The 20,775-nt window shown below is 55.4% G+C and carries 18 protein-coding genes and 1 tRNA gene; 13 read left to right on the top strand and 6 right to left on the bottom strand.

The genetic code is table 11. The annotated features are described in order from the left end of the window. Window positions 1–35: 35 nt before the first annotated feature. Window positions 36–1,214 (bottom strand): formylglycine-generating enzyme family protein, encoded by a 1,179-nt coding sequence (locus SH248x_RS15200; protein WP_459555145.1) that lies wholly within the window; start codon window positions 1,212–1,214, stop codon window positions 36–38. A 413-nt stretch (window positions 1,215–1,627) separates the two neighbouring features. Here SH248x_RS15200 and SH248x_RS15195 point away from each other — a divergent pair, with 413 nt between their 5' ends. From SH248x_RS15195 to SH248x_RS15160, 8 genes are all read left to right on the top strand, one after another. Then, entirely contained in the window at window positions 1,628–1,876 is a 249-nt protein-coding gene (locus SH248x_RS15195) for a hypothetical protein (protein WP_459555144.1), read from the top strand. Window positions 1,877–2,147: 271 nt separating this feature from the next. Further along, window positions 2,148–2,444: a hypothetical protein gene (locus SH248x_RS15190; protein ID WP_459555143.1), complete on the top strand. Its 297-nt coding sequence runs from the start codon at window positions 2,148–2,150 to the stop codon at window positions 2,442–2,444. 289 nt (window positions 2,445–2,733) lie between these two features. Continuing rightward, window positions 2,734–3,585: a hypothetical protein gene (locus SH248x_RS15185; protein ID WP_459555142.1), complete on the top strand. Its 852-nt coding sequence runs from the start codon at window positions 2,734–2,736 to the stop codon at window positions 3,583–3,585. Window positions 3,586–3,969: 384 nt separating this feature from the next. Next, window positions 3,970–4,620, top strand: coding sequence for an FHA domain-containing protein (locus SH248x_RS15180; protein ID WP_459555141.1), 651 nt, complete (start codon window positions 3,970–3,972; stop codon window positions 4,618–4,620). After that, window positions 4,617–6,677 carry a serine/threonine protein kinase gene (locus SH248x_RS15175; protein WP_459555140.1) on the top strand — a complete coding sequence of 687 codons (2,061 nt, stop codon included), beginning with the start codon at window positions 4,617–4,619 and terminating at the stop codon, window positions 6,675–6,677. Before SH248x_RS15180 ends, SH248x_RS15175 begins: the two co-directional genes overlap by 4 nt. Then, window positions 6,677–6,913, top strand: coding sequence for a hypothetical protein (locus SH248x_RS15170; protein WP_459555139.1), 237 nt, complete (start codon window positions 6,677–6,679; stop codon window positions 6,911–6,913). The genes SH248x_RS15175 and SH248x_RS15170 overlap by 1 nt, the downstream gene beginning before the upstream one ends. Further along, the gene (locus SH248x_RS15165; protein WP_459555138.1) at window positions 6,904–7,683 is read left to right on the top strand and encodes a hypothetical protein; all 780 of its coding nucleotides are present in this window, start codon (window positions 6,904–6,906) and stop codon (window positions 7,681–7,683) included. Before SH248x_RS15170 ends, SH248x_RS15165 begins: the two co-directional genes overlap by 10 nt. Beyond that, a complete protein-coding gene (locus SH248x_RS15160; RefSeq protein ID WP_459555137.1) occupies window positions 7,680–8,291 on the top strand; it encodes an RNA polymerase sigma factor in 612 nt (203 codons plus the stop codon). The genes SH248x_RS15165 and SH248x_RS15160 overlap by 4 nt, the downstream gene beginning before the upstream one ends. A gap of 353 nt (window positions 8,292–8,644) precedes the next feature. Here SH248x_RS15160 and SH248x_RS15155 read toward each other — a convergent pair whose 3' ends face one another. Then, a complete protein-coding gene (locus tag SH248x_RS15155; RefSeq protein ID WP_459555136.1) occupies window positions 8,645–9,961 on the bottom strand; it encodes a tetratricopeptide repeat protein in 1,317 nt (438 codons plus the stop codon). Between the two features lie 166 nt (window positions 9,962–10,127). Beyond that, entirely contained in the window at window positions 10,128–10,406 is a 279-nt protein-coding gene (gene rpsR / locus SH248x_RS15150; RefSeq protein ID WP_459555135.1) for a small ribosomal subunit protein bS18, read from the bottom strand. A gap of 308 nt (window positions 10,407–10,714) precedes the next feature. Here rpsR and SH248x_RS15145 point away from each other — a divergent pair, with 308 nt between their 5' ends. From SH248x_RS15145 to ahr, 4 genes are all read left to right on the top strand, one after another. Beyond that, complete coding sequence (locus SH248x_RS15145; protein WP_459555134.1) at window positions 10,715–11,677, top strand: DNA-methyltransferase; 963 nt, start codon at window positions 10,715–10,717, stop codon at window positions 11,675–11,677. A gap of 448 nt (window positions 11,678–12,125) precedes the next feature. Beyond that, window positions 12,126–13,193, top strand: a complete 1,068-nt coding sequence (locus SH248x_RS15140; RefSeq protein WP_459555133.1) for a DUF1559 family PulG-like putative transporter — start codon at window positions 12,126–12,128, stop codon at window positions 13,191–13,193. A gap of 92 nt (window positions 13,194–13,285) precedes the next feature. Then, window positions 13,286–13,762, top strand: a complete 477-nt coding sequence (locus SH248x_RS15135) for a peptidase associated/transthyretin-like domain-containing protein (RefSeq protein ID WP_459555132.1) — start codon at window positions 13,286–13,288, stop codon at window positions 13,760–13,762. Window positions 13,763–13,927: 165 nt separating this feature from the next. Next, window positions 13,928–14,935, top strand: a complete 1,008-nt coding sequence (ahr, locus tag SH248x_RS15130; protein ID WP_459558618.1) for an NAD(P)-dependent alcohol dehydrogenase — start codon at window positions 13,928–13,930, stop codon at window positions 14,933–14,935. 450 nt (window positions 14,936–15,385) lie between these two features. On the opposite strand, the gene SH248x_RS15125 is transcribed toward ahr, so the two are convergent. The 3 genes from SH248x_RS15125 to ftsH all read right to left on the bottom strand — a co-directional run bounded on the left by SH248x_RS15125 (window position 15,386) and on the right by ftsH (window position 19,911). After that, on the bottom strand, window positions 15,386–16,768 hold the full coding sequence (locus SH248x_RS15125) for a hypothetical protein (RefSeq protein ID WP_459555131.1): 1,383 nt from the start codon (window positions 16,766–16,768) through the stop codon (window positions 15,386–15,388). Beyond that, the gene (locus SH248x_RS15120) at window positions 16,765–17,712 is read right to left on the bottom strand and encodes a hypothetical protein (protein ID WP_459555130.1); all 948 of its coding nucleotides are present in this window, start codon (window positions 17,710–17,712) and stop codon (window positions 16,765–16,767) included. The genes SH248x_RS15125 and SH248x_RS15120 overlap by 4 nt, the downstream gene beginning before the upstream one ends. A 147-nt stretch (window positions 17,713–17,859) precedes the next feature. Beyond that, window positions 17,860–19,911, bottom strand: coding sequence for an ATP-dependent metallopeptidase FtsH/Yme1/Tma family protein (gene ftsH, locus SH248x_RS15115; RefSeq protein WP_459555129.1), 2,052 nt, complete (start codon window positions 19,909–19,911; stop codon window positions 17,860–17,862). Window positions 19,912–20,301: 390 nt separating this feature from the next. Here ftsH and SH248x_RS15110 point away from each other — a divergent pair. Further along, window positions 20,302–20,386 (top strand) — tRNA-Ser (locus SH248x_RS15110). Window positions 20,387–20,775 lie beyond the last annotated feature (389 nt).

Below are 20,775 nucleotides of genomic sequence, written 5' to 3'. Positions count from 1 at the left end.
CGCCTGAATTTGATTCAGGCGACTCTTCACAATAATCAATCGCAGCGAGTATCGAGCTTGCCATCCTTGACCAGATCAGCTGGTGGGACCGGCTTGAGTTTCTCGATGACATCCGCTGGCGGGACGGTCAGAGGACGGACGACGCGGAAGCCAATGTGTTGAGCTTCCGTCATCCACCACAGGCTCTTGGGAAGCTGTGGGTCTCGCATCTTCAGTTCGCTGTCTGAGGCACGTCGGACTGCACTTCGAAGCCCATCTGGTTCGTCATCCCAGGAACCGCCGCGGTAGACAATTTCGTAAGCCTTGTGGCTGATGTTCACGGGGAAGATCGCCGCCTCGGCGGGATTTGACTTCTTGTAGAAATCAGCCGCATACCCGTCAATGCACCACTCAGCGAGGTTGCCATGGATGTCGTACAGACCCCAGGGGTTTGGCTTTTTCTTGCCACTTGGGTGGTACTGCTCGTCGGAGTTGTCGTAATACCAGGCGTATTCGTCGATCTTCTCAGGATCATCGCCCCAGGAGTAGGCGGTCTTCGTACCAGCACGGCAGGCGTATTCCCACTCGGCTTCGGTCGGGAGACGGTAATAATGACCGGTTCGCTTGCTCAGCCATTCGCAGTACATCTGGGCGGCGAAGTTTGTCATGCTGCAGGCAGGGTGCCCCTGACGCGGCATCGGCTTGACGCCAACCGTGTTGACGAGCTCGTATTCCGGAGTCGGGCGGGTCATCGCATCCGCAGCGGCATCGACTTTGTCCGTATCGCGCCCGTTGAGATTTCGGACCTGCTTATCGCGACAGAACTGCCAGGCGTCGAATTCATCCCAGCTGACTTCGTACTTACCCATCCAGAAGGGTTCGATTTTGACCTGGTGAACTGGGCCTTCATCTTCGTTCCGGTCGTCTTCTGACTCCGGGCTGCCCATCGCGAAAACGCCCCCGGGAATGGGAACCATGTCGAAGGTGATCGGCAGGTCGCGGATCTTCTGGGTATATGGTTTCATGTTTGCTTCGGTTTTGGCGTCTGAATCCGCCGCGGCAGGACCTTGAACCGCTGCAGGACCGGGAAGAGGTTCAGCAGCCGAGAGCATCGGAGCATGAGTCAGTTGCGATTGGCTGCCTTCAGGCAGGAAAAGACCAGCGAGATCCTGTTGAAACAGGGTCGCAACGGTGAGCGTCATCAGGGCGGCGCACAGCCAGCAGGAAAGTTTCATGGAGAACAAAGCCTTTTTCAAATCTCACGACGGGGACGAAATCGGAGGGCGGTTGAGGCGGGAGCCGCTGTTCCGAGCGGATGCTTCATTCTAATTGTGTCAAATGGCGGAAGGAAAGTCTTCAAGCATTGGAATTAGGAATTGGAAATTGGGAATTAGCCGCTACGCTTAGCGCGAATGCAGTAATCGGTAAACTTTTGCATCCCATGTCAATCAACGTAACTCCTTGCTATGCAGAGTGATATTCCAATCACGCGAGGCTTCTGGCCAATTACGAATTACGAATTCCTAATTACGATCGGTTGAAATTCCGCCGAATTTTGCCATACTTGCCGATTCTTTCCCGCCCGGGCAGATGTTGCCCGCGCGGATACTCCGTACAAAATTCGCGTACCGTCTCGTTCGAGGTTCCAATGGCACTGTCTAAAGAAACTCTGCAAAACTCACTTGCCGTCGCTCAAAAGACTCTGTCGGCCTGGGAAAAATCTGTGGAAACTCGCAACGCTGCTCTGCCAGAAAAAGAGCGCGTCATCAACAAAAAAGACCCCAAGTGGCGCAAATTCAACGCTGACTGTGCCGACATCCAGGCTCGCCTCGACGCCATCAAGGTTATCGATGATCGCAACGCCGCTCTCCTCAACCGAGACGCCGCTGCCGAGTAATTTTCGTCTGAGTTGGTCGACCATTCAGCTGGTCTGACCTCTTTGCGAATCATCAAAAACCCATTCACCGACAGGTGCATGGGTTTTTTCGTGTGCAAGAGTGTCCCCCTTGGCGCGGAACTTGCCCTCAATACTCCTGCAAACGTGTTACACGAAGCGAGAGTGCGAATCGGCTCCCGTGCTGTCAGATGGCCGAGCCTTGAGGCCGGCTGTCAATCACCCAGCGTCCTGATCCGGAGGCGTCACGACGTGGGTAAAGGAGAGACTTATCATGGCTAACCCTGAGAATCCCAACGACGATCAAGCAAAAGTCCCTGTCGCAGAACTCCAAAAAAACGCTGAGCGGGCAACACCGATCTACTTTACCCTGTTGATCTACATCTCTGTGCTGATCTTAGGCGTGCTGGCCGCGATCGCCCTCATCGATAATCCGCAAGACCGCCCTGATGAAACAGGGCCCACGGACTCCGAAACTCCCGCTTTGACCGAACCAGACAATTCGACTGCGATGCAGCAAAATGATACAGCTCCTGTCTCGGTGGTTCTGCCCAAATGGACCGTAAGCTGATTTCACATATTTGAACTCCCAAACGAATAAGCATCTCTTGAAAAGGAGGTGCTTTTTTTATGCGCCAAGATTCTTGAACAAAAAACAGAAATCGCTTCAAGAAACCGCCAGACGCCGCGAATTACTGATGTAGGGAATGCAACCAGTTACGAAAGGCGTCGGTCTTATGGCCTCGGAAGTCGATCAGAAGCCGTCCTGGAAAGCTCGCCTGCATCAGCGTTTTGAGCAGATGCGAGCCAGGGGTTGCCAAGCCAGTTTTTGTCCATCACAGTGTTCGGGAGAGTCCACAATGATTCGAAAAATGTTCTTTTACGGTGGTCTGACCCTCTTGGGGACAGGCTTGGTCTTCGGTCGCGAAGGTTTCAGCTATCTGCACACCTTCCGCCACCATGTTCGACAAACCGTCAAGCATGAAGTTCCTCTGGAGTTCCAGATCGAACGAGCACGCCAGATGGCTGAGTCGCTGATTCCAGACCTGCATCACTCACTTCACGTGATCGCTGAGCAGCAAGTCGAAATCGAGACAATCAGCGAACGGGTCACGACTCGCGAAGACGAACTCGGCAAGCAAAAAGCAGTCATCCTCTCGTTGAACCGCGATCTGGGCAACAGCGAGAAATCGACCTACAAATACGCCAGCCACACCTACACGGCTGAAGATGTTCAGAAAGACCTCGAACGACGCTTCAAGCGATTCAAAGCCGCTGAAGAAGAACTCAAGCGTGATCGTCAGATCCTCAACGCCCGCGAAGCTGCCCTGGCCGCCAACCGCGAGAAGCTCGAAGGCCTGATGACCGCCAAGGGTGAACTCGATGTTCAAATCGCTCAACTGGATGCACGTCTGAAAGCGGTCGAAGCTGCGGAATCTGTCAGCAAACTGGCGATCGACAACTCTCGTCTGTCTGAAGTGAAGCGCCTGATTTCTGAGCTGAATAAAGATCTCGACGTCAAGCAGAAGATGCTCGATGCAGAAGGTGAATTCATCGATCTGATTCCCAGCGAATCGATCCTTGAGCCAACCCCACAAGACCTCAGCCAGCAGATTGATAAATACTTCGGCGATGAGCAGCCCAAGTCAGACTCAACGGAGTCGGAGTCAAAGAATGAGCAAACCTCTCTGGACGTTGCTCACATCGAGTAATGTCTCTGAAGGCGAGCGGGGGGCGTCAGTCTCCTGTGTCTTCGAATTCAAATGAAGCTCGCAACACGCGACTTGGGGAGGGCTCAGCTCTGTCTGGGCCGCGTTTGCGTTTGAGAAGTGCTGTGTGTTAGACCAATCAGAAAGCCTCGGAGTTGGGAACCACAGAGACACGGAGTTCACAGAGTTTCGAGACAAGAGATTCATGATTTGAAATTTTCTCTGTGTCCTCCGTGTCTCTGTGGTGAAATCTGCTTTGCTTTCTACTCGGTGAGAAACGGGATGGGACGGGCACACCCTCCGCTCGCCTGGGAAAAAGATTGATCCTTTCGAACTCGAAATGCGTTATCTTAAGTGTGTCAGATGTTCTTCGAATGAGACAATTTCATGAGCCCTTTGTCACTCCTCCCGAATCCCGCTGCAGAGACTGCCAGTCAGCGCTGCATGCTGTGGATCGATGGTGGCGGGGCTTTTGATCTTCTCTGGCCGCCTTCGAATGTCACCATCGGTTCGCCGGATGCCTCTGCCTCGGGAGAACGCCTGGAACTGCTGGCCCCCATTTCGCGTCAGCAGATGACTCTGTCTTACGCCGGCGGGCAGTATCGGGTGACCCCACTGAAAGCGACCGAGTTGAATGGACGCGCCCTGGAAGGCCCGACCGTGTTGACCTCGGGGGATACGTTGTCAGTCGAGCCGGGCGTTCAATGGACGTTTCGACAATCGTCGCCACTGTCGGCGACAGGTGTGTTGCAACTCAAGTCCGCTCATCGCTGGACCAGCGGGGCGGATGCAGTTGTCTTTCTGGATCGACTTTGTCTGGTCGGCCCGGATGATGATTGCCCAATGCGGGTCCGTCATTACGAGCAGCGATTGATCCTGTTCCAGCGACGCGGCCAACTGTTTCTCAAAGGGATGGGCGACGCTCTCGATCAGGCTCAACTGTTGAATCCTGGTCAGGCGGTTGATGTGCACGGGTTGAATGTGAGACTCTCGCCAGTGACCGGTTCCAGCGAAAAGAGAGGGGCATCGAAGCGATGAAATTCACCTTCGCGCCTGAGTCAACGCCTCTGAAGGGCTATACGATCAAGCGGGCGATCCATCGTGGTGGCTTCGGCGAAGTCTATTATGCCCTCAGCGATACGGGCAAAGAAGTCGCCCTCAAGTTGCTGCAGGAAAACAGCGACGTCGAACTACGCGGCGTCTCACAATGCTTGAACCTCAAGCATCCCAATCTCGTGACGATCTTCAACGTCCTCAAGGACGACGATGGCGATCACTGGATCGTCATGGAATTCGTCTCCGGCAAAACACTGTCTGCGGCCCTGGAAGATCACCCTCGCGGGATGCCGATGGAAGATATCCGTCGCTGGGTGACCGGGATCGCCGCAGGGGTCGATTACCTGCACAGCCACGGCATCGTCCACCGCGACCTCAAGCCGGGGAATATTTTCAGCGATCATGGCAGCGTCAAAGTTGGTGATGTGGGGCTCTCGAAGTTCATCGCTCCTTCCAAGCGAAGTGCACACACGCAGTCGGTCGGAACGGTCTATTACATGGCTCCCGAGGTGGCCCAGGGACGCTACGGCAAGCAGGTCGACGTCTACGCGCTCGGGGTCATGATCTATGAAATGCTCACCGGCAAAGTCCCGTTCGACGGCGAATCGACCGGCGAGATCCTGATGAAGCATCTCTCCAGCAAGCCCGATCTTAGCCTGCTGCCAGAGCGGTTCCGTCCAGTCGTCGCCGCGGCTTTGGAGAAGGACCCTCAACTCAGAACCTCCTCGGTCAAAGAGCTTGAACGCCAGTTTCATGCCGCTGTTCGTGGCGATGCACCGACGTCGCCGCCCGTCGAAGACACCGCCGAGGTGGATTCGCCCAAGGCGCATTGGAAGCAATGGAAGAAGTCTCACTGGAAGCAGCAGAAAGCCTGCTGGAAGGGCAAACAAAAGTCCCGCGATGGTAAGTTCTATCGAGATGACTTCATCTGGGGCTGGATGTTTAAGAATCCCGCGCCCCACTCTCCGCCCGCGACTTCTGAGTCGCCTGCGGCTGCCGCCCAAGCAGTTCCTATGTCCGCAGCGCCGAGTGAGCCAAAATCCGCTGTCCGGGAAGTCCTGGAAGCGATCGCCAACTACTGGTGGGTCCTGTTGATCTTCCTGTTTACCGTGCGACCCAATGGCAATCAGCTGGCACTCATCATCACGTTGAGTGTTCTTGGGGCTCTATTGTACCTGTCGCTCCAGGTGATTGACCTGATCCGCGATGCGATTCATGGCACCGATTCAAGACGTGGAAGATCCGGCTCCTCCTCCTATGTCCCGCCCGAGGTTCGCCCACAGCCGAGGAACGTTCAGCCGGTTTCTGTCGCGAGAAAAGATCCCGATCAGATTCGTCCTCGTCCAGCGGTCAAGAATTCCGTGCTCCCGCCGTTAACATTCACTCAGCGACTGTCTCGGTTCTGCCTGTCGACCGCGACCGACATCGCCTGCGTCCTGTTAATTGGCGGAGTTCTCTGGGGGCTAATGCCTTTTGCCTACGTCAGTTCTGCCAAGCTGCCACAGGAAGTGCCGTTGAATTTCGTCGCGTTTCTTGCAACGTCGACGATAGCAGTCTCCTTCCTGATTCGCAGCGTGCTGGCCGTCGGCACAGCCGCTCATCTGCATCGTTGGCAGATGTTCTGGTTGATGGGACTTGTGGGCCTGTTTGCTGCAGGGCCCTCCGTTTATATGCTCGATAAGTGGCTGCTCGTCGATACCTCGATGCTCGAAAAAGGCCAAGGCCTCTTTCACTCGGTCGGCCCTTATGACCTGAGTGGCGGGCAGGTTTCGCTCGCAGGGTACAGTTCGTTCTTCGGTTTCCTGCTGGCTCTGCGCAGCTGGTGGAAGATGACAGACGATGCGCGTCCTTACCGCTTCTCGATCGCCGCCGTCTTCAACACAATTTTCGTCAGTGTCCTGGGATTGTTTTTATTGAACAATCTTCCCTGGATGTGGTGTATCCTCTGGGCAGCGATGATCGCTACGACGTTGCAGGTTTCATCCTCGACACGTCGCTACCCCGAACAACAGGAATACCGATACTGGAGACACGCGTGATGGGCGTCTTGGAACTCGCAATACTTTTTCTTTTCCCGCTGATCGTTTTCGTCGTCATGCCCAGTCGCGTGCCATCAGCTCCGGGCTCCCTGTTCACGTTCGTTTTACTGTTGTTCGTGGCTGCGTTTGGTTTATTTGGATATCGATCTGTCATGAGTGGTGATGATGCCACTGCGCAAGCTTCCGAAGCCTGGCAGGCGGACGATATTCTCGAGGAGGTGTTACGATGGCTGTAATTGGAGTCTCGATGATCGCGTTGATCATGGTCACGGTTCTCATCGTCGTCGGTTTTCTGGTTGTCCTCTCCTTCGTCGGCGATTTGTTTGTCGCGGCAGGAGTCGTCAGCTTAGCGCTCCTTGTCTTGGGAGCGGGGCTGTTTGTCGTTGCCTCACCGACGATCACGGTGACTGAACGAGTCGTCGTGCATGATCACGACGGGCAGGGTGGTCAAACTATCCAACTGGGCGAATCGACTCAAGAAGTCAAAACGGCTGAAACGACGGCTGTGACGAGAGAATTGGAACCGAATTCAGCCGCGACCGCTCAACTTGCTCCCGTAGCTCCAGTTGCACCTGTCGACCCCAATGTCCTCTCCACCACCAGCGGTCTTTATGCCACAACCGATCAGGCCCTCAACGATGCACTCGCAAAGCTCGCCGCGAAGCTCGATGAACAGATGGCCGTTCCGAAGTTTGTCCCTGGTGTCGAGGCGCAGATGGTCCAGATTCTCAAGAGTGAGCAGCCAAACTATCAGGTTCACGACGCTGCTCAGGACCGCGATCTGGGAGATGGTCTGGTCGCCAAGATGCACAAAGTGACCGTGAATTTCCCTCTCGATCTGGTCGAGAAAGTCCGTTCGCAGATGGAGCAATGGGTTGCTCTTGTCCGTGCCCGTCAGGCCTTGATTGCTCTAGGTTCTGCAGCGGGAGCATTCTTCCTCATCGGTGCGTTTCTCTCCTGGATCTCTCGTCCAGCGAAGCCAGTCAGGGCGGTCGGGCCGTCATGAGTACGGAAAGCGATCAACTGCTGGTCGAACGCATTCGTCACAAGGATGAGCGCGCCTGGGAATCGCTGGTGTCCACTTACGAAGGACGCCTGAGAGGCTATCTGCGGAAACGCCTGTCTGACTCGTCTGTCTGCGAAGACCTTGTCCAGGAAACATTCCTCGGCTTCCTGACGAGCCTGCCGAACTTCGATTCCCGAACGCCCGTTGAAAGCTTCCTCTTCACAATCGCTTCGCACAAGCTGACTGACCATCTGCGACGATCGGGACGACGCCCCGCGTTTCAGGCCAGCCAGAATGCCAAAGAAAGCGACGGAGCCGATGGCGTCTTCGGCGCGCTCACCGGATCGGCACGTCACGCCAGCAGCCTCGCCAGAAGCCGCGAACAGAGGAATGCCGAGGAACTCCGGCTCAAGGCGGCTCTCGAAGACCTGATCGGCAAATGGGTCTTGCAGCGAGAATTCAGCCGCCTGATGTGTATCGAGTTGCTGTTCGTCAGAGGCTGGAAGAATCAGCGCGTCGCAACAGAGCTCGGCATGACTGAGCAGGACGTCGCCAATCATAAGAGCTACGTGCTCAGGCAACTGCAAAAGGCAACGGCAGAGAGCTGAACCTGCTCCCCGGGAGTTTCTAGACATCGTCACCGGGAGGGCGAGGCTCCGTCCGAGCCGCTGTCCCGCATTGCAACGTACCAGCAATAAATCGACATCGAAAGGTGCGCAAGGGGTCGGAAAAACTGGCGAAACCTTTGAAATCAAACTCTCAGCTCATGTTTCGCAATGCAAAGAAGCGGCTCGGACGGAGCCTCGCCCTCCCGACTTTGCGCCCCCCAAAAAAATCCTCTGCGACCTCTGCTCAACTCTGTTCCCTCTGTGTTCCAGTCTTCTCTCCGCTTCTGCCAGCGCATAAAAAAAGGCAGACGTGGTGCCTGCCTTTTTTGTGTGAAATCGCGAGTCGGACTGGATCAGTCGCCGCGGAGTTTGATACCACGATCGCGGAGGCGGTCGCGAATTTCGTTGAGTGAGGTGACCCCGAAGTTGCGGACCGAGAGAAGCTCATCAGCAGAGCGGCTGACGAGTTCGCCAATGGTTGCAACTCCCAGACGGGTGAGACACTTGCGGGCACGGACTGAGAGGTCCAGATCGCTGACGAGCATGTCGTGCATGGCTCGTTCTTCGGGAGTGAGCTCTTCCGGACGGAAGCTCGGTGTCGTTCGCTGCTGATGCAGGTTCTGACCCAGCTTGAGGCCGTGGAGTTCCAGCATCCCACGGATTTCTTTGAGCGACGTTTCGCCAAAGTTCTTGCCGGCGAGAAGTTGCTCTTCGGTCGTGCGGGTGAGGTCGCCCAGACTGTGAATGTTGGCACGTTCCAGGCAATTGCGGCTGCGTGCTGACAGTTCGAAGTCGGTAATCGGCATACCCATGATCTGCTCGACGTACTTGTTACGACGGGCTGATTCTTCGTCGACGTACATCTCGTGAGACGACTCGATATCCTTCAGGCACAGGCGGGCACGCTCATGATTTGGATAGGTTTCGAGAATTCTCTGGAAGCAGAAGGCGGCTGGTCCATACTGCTCGCGGTCTTCGTACAGAAGGCCGAGGTTCAGCAGGGCACCGAGGTAGATCGGCGGCTTGGCCAGCATCTGCTCGTAGAGGCGGATGGCTTCATCGTCGTTGCCGAGCTGGTTGTGCAGGTTGGCCAGACGGAACAGGGCGCGAGAGTGGTTCGGGTCCATGTCGACGGCACGCTCGAAGTACTCGAGGGCTCCGTAGGTATCGCCCTTGTCGGACAGGATGCAGCCCATCTGATAAGAATACTCAGCGCGAGTCGCCCCTTCGCGGGCAACGCTGCGGATCAGCTGCTCAGCGGCGGCGATATCGCCAGTCTGACGGATACAGCCAGCTTGCATCAGTTTGCACAGGACCGGATCGAAACCGTGCTTCTCAGCAGCTTCCAGAGACGCCTTGGCGGCACTGAAGTCTTCGCGAGCCAGATGAATCTGGGCGATGTAGAAGTGGGCAATGCCATCGTTCTTCAGCTGGCCCAGAAAATTCAAGGCGTCGTCGTACTGGATGAGCAGGTAAGAAAGAACGCCAGCGACGAGCAGGTCGCGCTTATCGGAACTGCCAGAGGCGATACGCTTCTTGATTTCGTCATGCTGTTGTCGAACATCGCCATAGCGACCTTTGCCGATCGCTTTGCTGAGGCGCGAGATCTCGTTGGGACCAAACTCGCCAGTGCCGAGAATCAGGCTTTTGACGTCAATTTGTTCCATCATAATCATCTGTAAGCCCCTGTGAGGAAACATCTGAGCGGGGTAAGCGGAGGCCGTCGAAAGTTATTGATTGACAAGCAGATACGACGGCAGAACTCCCCGGACCGACAATGCTGGCCGGGGAGGATTAACAGTACGGATGATCGCCTCAAAAGGCAACCGGAGCGGCTTATTCGTCAGCGACGTATGGCAGCAGGGCCATATAACGGGCTCGCAGAATGGCTTCGCGGACAGCTCGTTGATACAGAGCCGAGGTACCGGTGCGTCGGCGTGGCAGGACGCGACCTTCGCGGTCGATCAGTGTGCGGAGGGTTTTGACGTCTTTATAGTCAACATAAACCGGACGAGGCACAACGCCGCCAACGACGAAACGACACTTCAGTTTCTTCTTGAGGCGAGCTTTCTTCTTACGAAGCTTCTTGAGGTCTGCTTTGGTAAAGGTTGCCATAAAGGGCTATTCGCTCCTGAGCTGCTGTCAAATACGATCACGGACGGCATTCGAGACCGAGGGCCGCCGATTTGTGCAAACCGCTATTGTTAAACTTTGGAGGGGAATTCTCAAGTCAGCAGGAAAGTTTTTTCGACGGAAATAGCGTCTTCATCGAAAATTCACATAAGGCGTGGCTTGCGCGATGGCCCGCTACGTGTCAGAATCCAGAAGTTTTACCGAGCCCTGTCTCGCGTTCTTGCGCGATTCTGACAAACTGAATAATCTCGATGACTCAGTTTTAACATCCTCACAGGATTTTCTCACGGATGAGTGCACAGATTCGCAACACGATCCTTAATGGCGATTGCATTTCGCTGATGAAGTCACTGCCGGATGGCTGCGTGGATCTGGCATTTGCGGACCCGCCTTTCAATATCGGCTACGACTACGACGTCTACGATGACAGACGCTCATTCGAAGATTACATGGCATTCAGCAGAGACTGGATGGGGCAGGTCCATCGCATTCTCAAGCCGAGTGGAAGCTTCTGGCTGGCGATCGGGGATGATTTTGCAGCCGAGTTGAAGGTGCTCGCAAATCGTGAAATCGGCTTTCACATGCGCAGCTGGGTCATCTGGTATTACACGTTCGGCGTGAACTGTAAAGCGAAGTTCAGCCGGTCGCATACGCATCTGTTTTACTTCGTGAAGGACCGCAGCCAGTTCACCTTCCGCGGCGATGAGCTGGAAAACCGGATCCCTTCGGCTCGTCAACTCGTCTACAACGACAAACGCGCGAACCCCACGGGCCGACTGCCAGACGATACCTGGATCATTCCTCCCGTCGGAAATAGTGAGGCTCCCGGACGGCCTGATGTTCCGGAGACATGGACATTGCGGCCGCAGGATGTCGAGCAATGCTTCTCGACGACCGAGGATACCTGGTATTTCCCGCGGGTCGCAGGGACGTTCAAGGAGCGGGCAGGATTCCACGGCTGCCAGATGCCCGAGCAGCTTCTGGGGCGGATCATTCGGCTGTGTTCGGATGAAGGAGAGTTGGTGTTTGACCCGTTTGCAGGGTCAGCCTCCACGCTGGTCGTCGCGAAGAAGCTGGGGAGAGACTATCTGGGGACAGAGCTGTCCGCTGACTATCATGGCAAGGGAATCGAGCGTTTGGCAGCTACGAAAGTCGGGCAGATTCTGGATGGGGCCGCAGAGCCAAACATGAGCGCGCCAAAAACCCCGACGGGCAGGTCGCAGAAGAAATCTGCTGCGAAATCGAAACGCTAAACAGTCGGCCTGCGAATATTTTCACAATCGACGAGGCTTGAAGCGATGGAAGCGACATGGCAATGTTCAGTGAAAATGCTCAGGTTTTAGGCTCTCTCGTGTCCCCAAAGGAAATTGCGCTACGCGTGCTGCTGCTGTGTGCACCGGGAGAGGCGTAGTCGTAAAGATTCTGTTTGTAAATGGTTGTGGTGATTCTTGTGATTACTGAGATTTCGTGGGTCGCTGATTCGTATTTCAACAAATGGAAACCAGTTGAATAACCCGCTTGAGTAGCGAAAAGTGCGGGAAATTACTTATTGACAAATGCCAACGTGTCGATACTCTTATTGATTATCGTCCGATGCGATCTTTGTGTCATTCGACGTAATTTACGCTTGATTCGATCCATTTCTTTCTCATTTCCTTTCTTGGGGGTTTTATGTTCTCACTTTCTCGCCATCGTGCTGGTATGCGCGCGTCAAAAGGCTTTACTCTGATCGAGTTGCTGGTTGTGATCGCCATTATCGCGACACTTGTTGCTATTCTCCTCCCAGCCGTTCAGCAAGCTCGTGAAGCAGCCCGACGTTCGACATGCAAGAACAATCTTAAGCAACTTGGGATTGCGCTCCACAACTATCACGATACATACAATACGCTGCCCCCCGGCTGTTTTCTGACCAACGAGTTCCAGGATGCCGGCAATACGATTCGCATGGGTGGACGACGCAAAGGTGCCCACGTCTCAATCCTGCCCTACATCGAGCAAGGTGCGATCTACGACATGTTTGCTGCAGATAACTTTGTCCGCACTCCATGGGATACGGCATTTACTCCGAATCAGGCCAAGATCGGCGTCCTGCAATGTCCATCAGATCCCAGCTCAACGGAAAATGCGAATAACGGGCACACCAACTATGTTTTCAGTCGCGGCGATTCTCTCCAGGATAACAATCGCTGGGCAGGGAACGGCGGTCGCGGTATGAGAGGCATGTTCCCGCAACTCGGCGACAGTGCAACCGATGGGAACTACGGCCGGGCGATGAAATTTGCCGACGTTCTGGACGGCTTGAGCAACTCGATTGCGGTCTCTGAACGTATTAAAGCCAAAGCGGGCAGCATTCTGGTCGCCGATGGCGTGACGGTACGCATTGCAGATACGTTCCGCACTAATCCTTCGTTGTGTTTGGCCCAGGTGAATGCAAATGGCGAGTATATTGGTACCGACATCCTGCGAGCGAGCGGTACCCGCTACTCGGACGGAACGGTTGCTTTCACTGGATTTACGACAATCGTTGGTCCAAACAAAGCGAGCTGTCACAACGGCGGTGGCGATGAAGCCGACGGTATCTTTGATCCATCCAGCCAGCACAAAGGTGGCGTTCAAGTGCTGATGGGTGACGGTGCGGTTCGATTCATCAGTAATAATATCGATACTGGCAATCTGACGTCCGCTGCACCAACTGCTGGTCAATCTCCTTATGGAGTCTGGGGTTCACTCGGCTCAATCATGGGACGTGAAGTCGTCGGCGAGTTCTAATCGTTGTTGGACGTTCATGATCGCAGACTCAATTTACCCGAGAGCGGAATCAGATTGATTCCGCTCTCTTCACATACACGGCAGGAATTTCCATGAAGAACACTCCCTTGAACAATCTTTCGACCGTTGCGTTACTTGCATTGCTTCTGGCTGGTTGCGGTGGCGGCTCAGCTGATAGCCTCTCCCTGGAAAAAGTGACCGGAGTAGTCACGCTGAGTGGTGCGCCCCTCAATGGGGCGACCGTGACATTCGCTCCTAAAACCAAAGGGCTTCGCACCGCTGTCGGCATGACTGACCAGAACGGTGCCTATGCATTGACGACCATCACGCCCGCAGACGGGGCGATGGCTGGTGATTATGCTGTCATCGTTGTAAAAGTCGAAGCCGGAAAAACCAGTGAAACCCTCGATTCCAATGATCCGAACTATGGAAAGGGAGGAACATATCCTGGTGCTTCTGGAACCGCGAAATACATTACTCCCGAGAAGTTTTCATCGCCTGCGACAAGCGGCCTGACGGCATCTGTCAAAGAGGGCAAGAACGAATTCAACTTCGATCTCAAGCCGTAAAACGCAATTGTCATATCCTCATCAAACAGCCAGCAGGGTGAAAATCCTGCTGGCTGTTTTTGTTTCACCGGATCAAAGATGGACTTGTCGACTTGAGGAATGTGATGGTTTAAAATCGGCGTAGACGTTCGCTCGATACTTCAACCGGAGAAACCATCCATGACGATCGTGAAAGCATACGCGGCGGAGAAAGCAGGCGGCGAGCTGAAGCCGTTTGAGTTTGAATTGGGGCCTGTGGGGCATGATGAAGTCGTCATTGACGTCGTCTCCTGTGGAGTCTGTCACAGCGATCTGAGTATGCTCGGCAATGACTGGGGTATCACGGCCTATCCATTCGTGCCCGGTCATGAAGTTGTCGGGAAAATCTCTGAAGTCGGCGAACATGTGAAGCATCTGAAGATTGGACAGACGGTCGGCCTTGGCTGGAGCTCTCGCTCGTGCATGGAGTGCCACGAGTGTCTGTCTGGAAATCAGAATCTCTGCGTGAAATGCGAAGGGACCATCGTCGGCCGCCACGGCGGGTTCGCGAACAAGGTCAAGGCCCAGGCGATCTGGGTCATCCCACTGCCGGAGGCTATTGATCCGATGACAGCAGGACCGCTCATGTGTGGCGGGATCACCGTCTTCACGCCTCTGGTCTCCAACAATATCAGTCCGATCGCGCGTGTCGGAATCATCGGTATTGGCGGGCTGGGACACATGGCGATCCAGTTCGCGGCCAAGTGGGGCTGCGAAGTCGCGGCGTTTTCAACGAGCCCTGGCAAGGAAGCAGAAGTGAAGTCGATGGGAGCACATCGCTTCATCAATTCCAAAGATCCGGCGTCGATGCAATCCTACGCTGGCTATTTCGACATGATCCTGGTGACGGTGAATGTGAATCTCGACCTCGATCTGTATGCCTCGTTACTCCGGCCGATGGGGCGGCTGCATTTCGTCGGGGCGGCTCCGGAAATTAAGGCAACGCTGTTCCCGCTGATCTTGGGCCAGAAGTCGCTGGGAGCGTCGCCAACCGGTCCACCGACGCGTATGGCTTCGATGATCGAGTTCGCTGCCCGCCACGGCGTGGGGCCGATTACGGAGAAGTACAAGATGTCGCAGGTCAATGAGGCGATGGAGAAGTTGGAAAAAGGCCAACCGAGGTATCGACTCGTGCTGGAAGCGGATTGGAAGTAGCCTCTGAAAGGCGAGCGGGGGGTGTGAACCTGCACACGTTCGGCATGAGAAGACTGCCCGCCAAACGCTTCAATATTTCCGTTCGGAACGTTTTGATCTCCGTCCTGAAGGGACGATTTCTGTCAGCCCAGGACAACGTCCTGGGTTTTGAGATCAGAGGGATCGTCCGCCCTGTAGGGGCGGCTCATCGTTGATGGCACAATTGACCCGCCCCTACAGGGCGGAAGACCTCTGGTGTCGACGTTTCCCAGGATTTCATCCTGGGCTGACAGAAATCGTCCCTTCAGGACGGAGACAAACAGATCTCCCGACAGCCTGTTTTGTGCCGAACAGGATTGGGTGTGAACCGCCTGTCTTTTATTCGCTGTTACGTCGCAATAATGAGTACTCGATGAGTAACGCCTTAAGTCTATTTGAACGATTTGTGATCGCTGTCTTGGTTGCTAGTTGTTAAGACAGGGGGTTGACACCCCCCCCGCTCGCCTGGGAGAGAGACACGGCGAGCAGCACCGCGGCGACGGGGCTGAGTTGCAGCAGGAGGCGGTGGAGAGTGATGTCGTTTTGCAGCCAGCGGTGGGCGTCGGTGAAAGTGAAGATCGCGATGATCAGAAACAGGTAGATTGCAGTCACGGACCACAGGCTGCGGCCCGAAGAATCTTTGTAGAGACGCCAGATCACCGGCGAACTCACGCCGAGCGTGGCCAACCAGAAAAGCCCCGACGTTGGGTCCAGGAACATGTCGGCGGCCATCCACGCGATCGCGTTTACGTGTAGCCCGACCTCCTCTTTATTGGGCGAGAGTCCGAGCTGGTGGTATTGTCGGAAGGCAAGCCAGGGAAGCAGTGTCAAAAAGCCGGCCAGGTAGCGAAGTAACGAGGGGAAGTAGACCGTCTGGATTCTCTTCAGCGTTGCATTCTGCGTGAGAACATGCTGGTCGGACAAAACAGCAATGATTCCTGCGATGATCGAAAGATTGACCAGAACCAGTCCATCATTCTTACACCACGCAGCCCCGGCGACGAGCAAGCCGGTCAGGAAGAAGCGTCGCTCGAGCATGGCTGCGACCGCTCCGATGAGAAACGCTGAGAGGGCCAGATCCGCGTTCCCGCCCGCGATGTGCCAGGGAAGCAGCGGTTGTGTCTGCCAGGCGAAGACAGCGAGCGCTGCCAGAGGACGGCTGTTAGTCACGCGGTAGGCTGTCGACCAGAGAATCGTCGCGATGATGGAGAAGAAGAGAAAGCCGTCGATGCGGGCGAGCGTGTCGTTGAGCTGGCCGTTGTATTCCGCCAGGATCGCGCGGAGGATGGGCAGGCAGAGGGGGTAATGTCGGTTCCAGTCAGTTGGGCCGAGGAAGACGTCACTGGTGGGATCCCATGACCAGTTCACGCCGGCATAGAGTTCCCGCCCCCGTGTGACCCAGTGGAACAACGGGTCTTCAAAGTAGACGGGGATGTTGTTGAGCTGCCAGATCGCGAAGAGAGCCTTCTCGATAAGAAAGGCCAGGACCAGCCACTCGTACCATTTCGGGCGGTACCAGGTTGTCTGTCGCCAGGCGGGGATGAGTTTCGCGAACATAATACAAGGGATCGCGATCCCCATCGCGATGAAGCCGCCGCAGAAAGTGCTGAGGCGATCGCCGTTCAACAAGCCAATCCCGGAGGCAAGGGTGAGCACGTAGATCGCAACCAGCCAGCAGCTCGCGATCCCTGCCGGGCGAGACAACCAGTCAGCTCCGAAGTCTTTCTCGCGGAGGTTGATCGCCATCGTCACGAGCGCCCCCTGGACTGGCAGAATCCAGGCGAGAAAGAGGACGACCAGCCAGACTCCTGTCATGGTCTCGCCTCTTCGTTCTGAGCAGACGGACGCTGATCGAGGAGGATGAGTCCGGCTTTTTGATAGAGGACTGGAGAGGTAGGTTGGGGCGTCTTTTGTATTGTCGTGATGCGGAAGTCCGCGTCAGCAGGATCTGCCTTCCAGGGGAACTCTGCGAGGTGATAGCGAAGCTGGAAGCGAGGCATCTGGTTCATGCCGTCGTGGCCCCAACTTGATTCGCCGTTCTTCTCGGCTTCCTTTGCAGACAGAATCTTCTGCGATTCCAAAGCAAATTCGCGATAAGCCCCCGTCATCGGCAGATGAGACTTCATGGCAGTGAACTGGTTGGCGAGGCCGACATGATCCATCCAGAACCTGATCTCCCAAGTCAGAAAACCAATCACCAGCGAGACGCACAGCGACTGTGACCAACTCCGACGAGCGAGAAATCGCATCGCAAGAAGGGTCACGGCGACGACGAAAAAGGACCAAACGAGCAGGGGAACACCAAAGACATGCGGCAGGTCGTTGGCGTGATTGATGCGGTTCAGATTGAGTGGTTGTGGCGAGAAGCTGACAGCCAGTTCATCGGAGAATGCTGGTGAAACGAATTCAACGTCAATGGTCTGGCCAAGTTCGGGAATCACCGCCTGATAGCCTGCCAGCTTGCCCGTCCAGCCCGGTTTGGAACGCAGATCATACAGGCCTACGCCGGGATGAATCTGGACCTGTGACTGGCGGACTTCAGGACGGCCTTCCGTCAGCCAGATGACGTTCACGATCGGGTAGTCGAGGACCGCGTCGGGAAGTTCCTCGGGCAGCGTCAGCTTGATGAGGACATCGTCCAGGCGAATCTTCTGACGTCGCGCATCGATCAGACGTGGCTGCTGGGCGAAAAGCAGAACAGGGGAAAACATCAGGAGCACAAATGCGACAAGACGAGACAAGGCTCGGGTGGGGAGCATTGTCTCGTCTTGTTTTCTGTGCACCGTAATCCCTTTGCTCGCGTCAATTTGAACGACCCTCGAATTTATCAGGTTCGAGCGTTGTCGCGATGTAACAAAGGGGGGCGAGGGGCGATCTTCATCGCAATTACATAATTCCGCTGCCGATTATCCCAGCGAGGAAAAGCCCGGAGCCTGGCCTTCATGAGGGTTGGCCTCGGGTTGGACGTGTGGCTCGACGAACGTCCCGGGCTTGAGCTGGGGACCGGTTTTATACTGTTTGAGAATGCTCTCGAGGTGAGTCGCGTCCATCACTTCCAGTTCCATCAGGTCTTTCGTGATGTGTTCCAGGGCAGGGCGGTGCGTCTTCAGAATATCGACGACCACATCATGCATGTGATCGATGATCCGCTTGATTTCCAGATCAATCTCACGGATCGTTGCTTCGCTGTATAACGCATCCGAAGCTGCCGAGTAATTGGCGAGGAATGGCGATCGGTTCGACTGATGATAATTGACCCGTCCCAGTTTCGGACTCATGCCGAATTCAGTCACCATGCGACGCGCGATGTCGGTGGCTCGTTCGAGATCGTTCTGGGCACCCGTGGACGTTTCGTTGTAGATCATCTGCTCAGTCGCGATTCCGCCCAGACAGACGCAGATCTTGTTTTCGAGTTCTGACTGCGTCACCAGGAATCGCTCATCCTGAGGACGTTGCATCATATAGCCGAGCGCCCCCATGCCCCGCGGGATGATCGAGATCTTGTGAACAGGATCCGTATTGGGCAGCACACAGGCGACGAGAGCGTGGCCCGATTCGTGATACGCGACTCGTTGTTTTTCATCAGGCATGATGAGGCGTGTTGATTTTTGCAGACCGGCGACGAGACGTTCGATCGCCTCTTCGAAGTCGTGCATGTGGACCGACTTCTTGTCTTTGCGAGCCGCCAGAAGAGCCGCTTCGTTGACGAGGTTCGAGAGATCCGCTCCCGAGAAACCAGGGGTCAGTTTGGCGAGGTGAGACAGGTCGACGTTGACATCCATCTTCACTTTCGAGGTGTGGACGCGGAGGATCGCTTCCCGGCCTTTATAGTCAGGTTTGTCGACGAGAACGTGTCGATCGAAACGGCCTGGTCGCATGAGGGCAGGGTCGAGAGTTTCCGGACGGTTCGTCGCCCCCATGACGATGACTGATTGATCCGATGCGAAGCCGTCCATCTCGACGAGCAACGCGTTGAGGGTCTGTTCGCGTTCATCATGACCGCCGGGCATGCCGGTGCCGCGAGTCTTGCCGAGGGCATCGAGTTCGTCGATGAAGATGATCGCAGGCGACTGAGCAACTGCCTGCTGGAACATATCGCGCACCCGCGCTGCCCCGACCCCGACAAACATTTCGACGAAGTCCGACCCCGACAGGCTGAAGAACGGAACTTCCGCTTCACCCGCGACCGCTTTGGCCAGCAGCGTCTTGCCGGTACCGGGAGGGCCAATGAGCAGCACGCCCTTGGGGATGCGACCGCCGAGGGATTGGTACTTGGCGGGCGTTTTCAGGAATTCGACGATCTCGCGGAGTTCTTCGACCGCTTCTTCGATCCCGGCGACTTGCTCGAACGTGACCCGGGTTTCTTCGCCTTCATACAGCTTGCCGCGACTGCGTCCGAACGACAGGGCACCGCCGGCGCTACTCATCCGTCGCATGAGCATGATGAAGAAGACGACGAAGATGACCAGGAAAATCAGGTACATGACGGTCTGAGCGTCGGTCTGAATGCCAGTGCCACTGTAGGCAATCCCGTGAGCATCGAGGGCTTTGGCGAGGTCTTCCTGCTGTTTTTCCGTCAGGCTGCTGGCGGCGATCGTGTAATACTTCAGGGCATTTTCAGACGCAGGGGCGGGTGTCACCGTGCCATCGTCGTTGGTTTTGGGACGGGGCAGGTTCTGGAAGCGGTAATAATCGTTTCCGAACGTGAATTCGTGGACGTTATCCTTGGTGTAGGTTTTGCCGTCGTTGAGGCCGTTCAGGAACTCACTGTATTTGAGTTCCTTGCCGCGACGTGTTTCCGTCACGCTATAGAAGAGGAACGCCAGAAAAATCCCCGTGATGAGCAGATACCAGAACGTGGCGCTGCTTTGGCTTTTCTTGCGTTTGCGATTTTTGGATGGTCCGCTGCCGGTTTCATCAGATTTCACAGGCGGCAGGGGCTTGGACGGGTCGGTCATGAGGATCCGATCTGGTGGGAAGCAGGAGTTCAGTCAGATAGGCTGGCAGGGTCGATTTGCCAGCAAAATCAGCCGGTTTTGCAGTCAACGGCTGCTGATGAATGGTTGGAAAGTCATCTTGGGTGGTCGAGTTAAAAGTTTATACATCAGGGGGATGCGGTTCAATACATGCACCAGCGAGAAACGTCTGATGGCCCTGCACGTCAGAAAACGAGCGAACCGACCGGTCCGGAACGCTGTCATTTTTGTTACGAATGCCGATTACACGGGTTCGCAGGAGTTCGTGCAGAAAAGGTCGACCAGCCTCACCTGCTGTGTAACTTGACCATGCCGGAATCGCAGGTTATGTTACCGTATCGCCTGCGTCCCGAGATGGTCGTCGGCGGTGTTGGAGAGGTGGCAGAGTGGCCGATCGCTCCGGTCTTGAAAACCGGCGACCCGAAAGGGTCCGGGGGTTCGAATCCCTCCCTCTCCGTTTTTTGGATGATCAACGGCTCGTCGCATCAATCTGCGGCGAGTCGTTTTTCTTTTGAAAAACTGGATTTATGACTTATTTGGAAGTCAATCTAGCAAGTTCGAACAACTAGCGATTCCGGCTCAATTGTAAAGACAATTCGCCACAGGTACTTTCCTGTAATCTATTGTCGGGTTCAAATCCCGTGGCTTGCTTCGTCGTACTCCCCTGGTGATTCCGGAATTGCATTGGGCAATGTCCAAAATGTGTGGGGGTGTCGGATCGATGCGAAATGTGGCAGAAGCAGGGTGAAGATTTGACAGCGGCTGCCTGGTATCGTCGCGTTGATGTCATAGCTGAAAATCCTGTCTTCATTTTGATCTTTGGATCAACTCTTTCAGGAAGAAAAT

Origin of the sequence: Lacunimicrobium album, assembly GCF_052161635.1 — a bacterium.
Lineage (GTDB): Bacteria > Planctomycetota > Planctomycetia > Planctomycetales > Planctomycetaceae > SXPC01.
The sequence above is the reverse complement of the archived record's forward strand: the minus strand, read 5'-3'. Positions and strand labels throughout refer to the sequence as shown.

Coding starts and splice junctions, on each gene's coding strand:
- SH248x_RS15200 (WP_459555145.1), bottom strand. CDS start 1,214: ATGAAACTTTCCTGCTGGCTGTGCGCCGCCCTGATGACGCTCACCGTT.
- SH248x_RS15195 (WP_459555144.1), top strand. CDS start 1,628: ATGGCACTGTCTAAAGAAACTCTGCAAAACTCACTTGCCGTCGCTCAA.
- SH248x_RS15190 (WP_459555143.1), top strand. CDS start 2,148: ATGGCTAACCCTGAGAATCCCAACGACGATCAAGCAAAAGTCCCTGTC.
- SH248x_RS15185 (WP_459555142.1), top strand. CDS start 2,734: ATGATTCGAAAAATGTTCTTTTACGGTGGTCTGACCCTCTTGGGGACA.
- SH248x_RS15180 (WP_459555141.1), top strand. CDS start 3,970: ATGAGCCCTTTGTCACTCCTCCCGAATCCCGCTGCAGAGACTGCCAGT.
- SH248x_RS15175 (WP_459555140.1), top strand. CDS start 4,617: ATGAAATTCACCTTCGCGCCTGAGTCAACGCCTCTGAAGGGCTATACG.
- SH248x_RS15170 (WP_459555139.1), top strand. CDS start 6,677: ATGGGCGTCTTGGAACTCGCAATACTTTTTCTTTTCCCGCTGATCGTT.
- SH248x_RS15165 (WP_459555138.1), top strand. CDS start 6,904: ATGGCTGTAATTGGAGTCTCGATGATCGCGTTGATCATGGTCACGGTT.
- SH248x_RS15160 (WP_459555137.1), top strand. CDS start 7,680: ATGAGTACGGAAAGCGATCAACTGCTGGTCGAACGCATTCGTCACAAG.
- SH248x_RS15155 (WP_459555136.1), bottom strand. CDS start 9,961: ATGATGGAACAAATTGACGTCAAAAGCCTGATTCTCGGCACTGGCGAG.
- rpsR (WP_459555135.1), bottom strand. CDS start 10,406: ATGGCAACCTTTACCAAAGCAGACCTCAAGAAGCTTCGTAAGAAGAAA.
- SH248x_RS15145 (WP_459555134.1), top strand. CDS start 10,715: ATGAGTGCACAGATTCGCAACACGATCCTTAATGGCGATTGCATTTCG.
- SH248x_RS15140 (WP_459555133.1), top strand. CDS start 12,126: ATGCGCGCGTCAAAAGGCTTTACTCTGATCGAGTTGCTGGTTGTGATC.
- SH248x_RS15135 (WP_459555132.1), top strand. CDS start 13,286: ATGAAGAACACTCCCTTGAACAATCTTTCGACCGTTGCGTTACTTGCA.
- SH248x_RS15125 (WP_459555131.1), bottom strand. CDS start 16,768: ATGACAGGAGTCTGGCTGGTCGTCCTCTTTCTCGCCTGGATTCTGCCA.
- SH248x_RS15120 (WP_459555130.1), bottom strand. CDS start 17,712: ATGCTCCCCACCCGAGCCTTGTCTCGTCTTGTCGCATTTGTGCTCCTG.
- ftsH (WP_459555129.1), bottom strand. CDS start 19,911: ATGACCGACCCGTCCAAGCCCCTGCCGCCTGTGAAATCTGATGAAACC.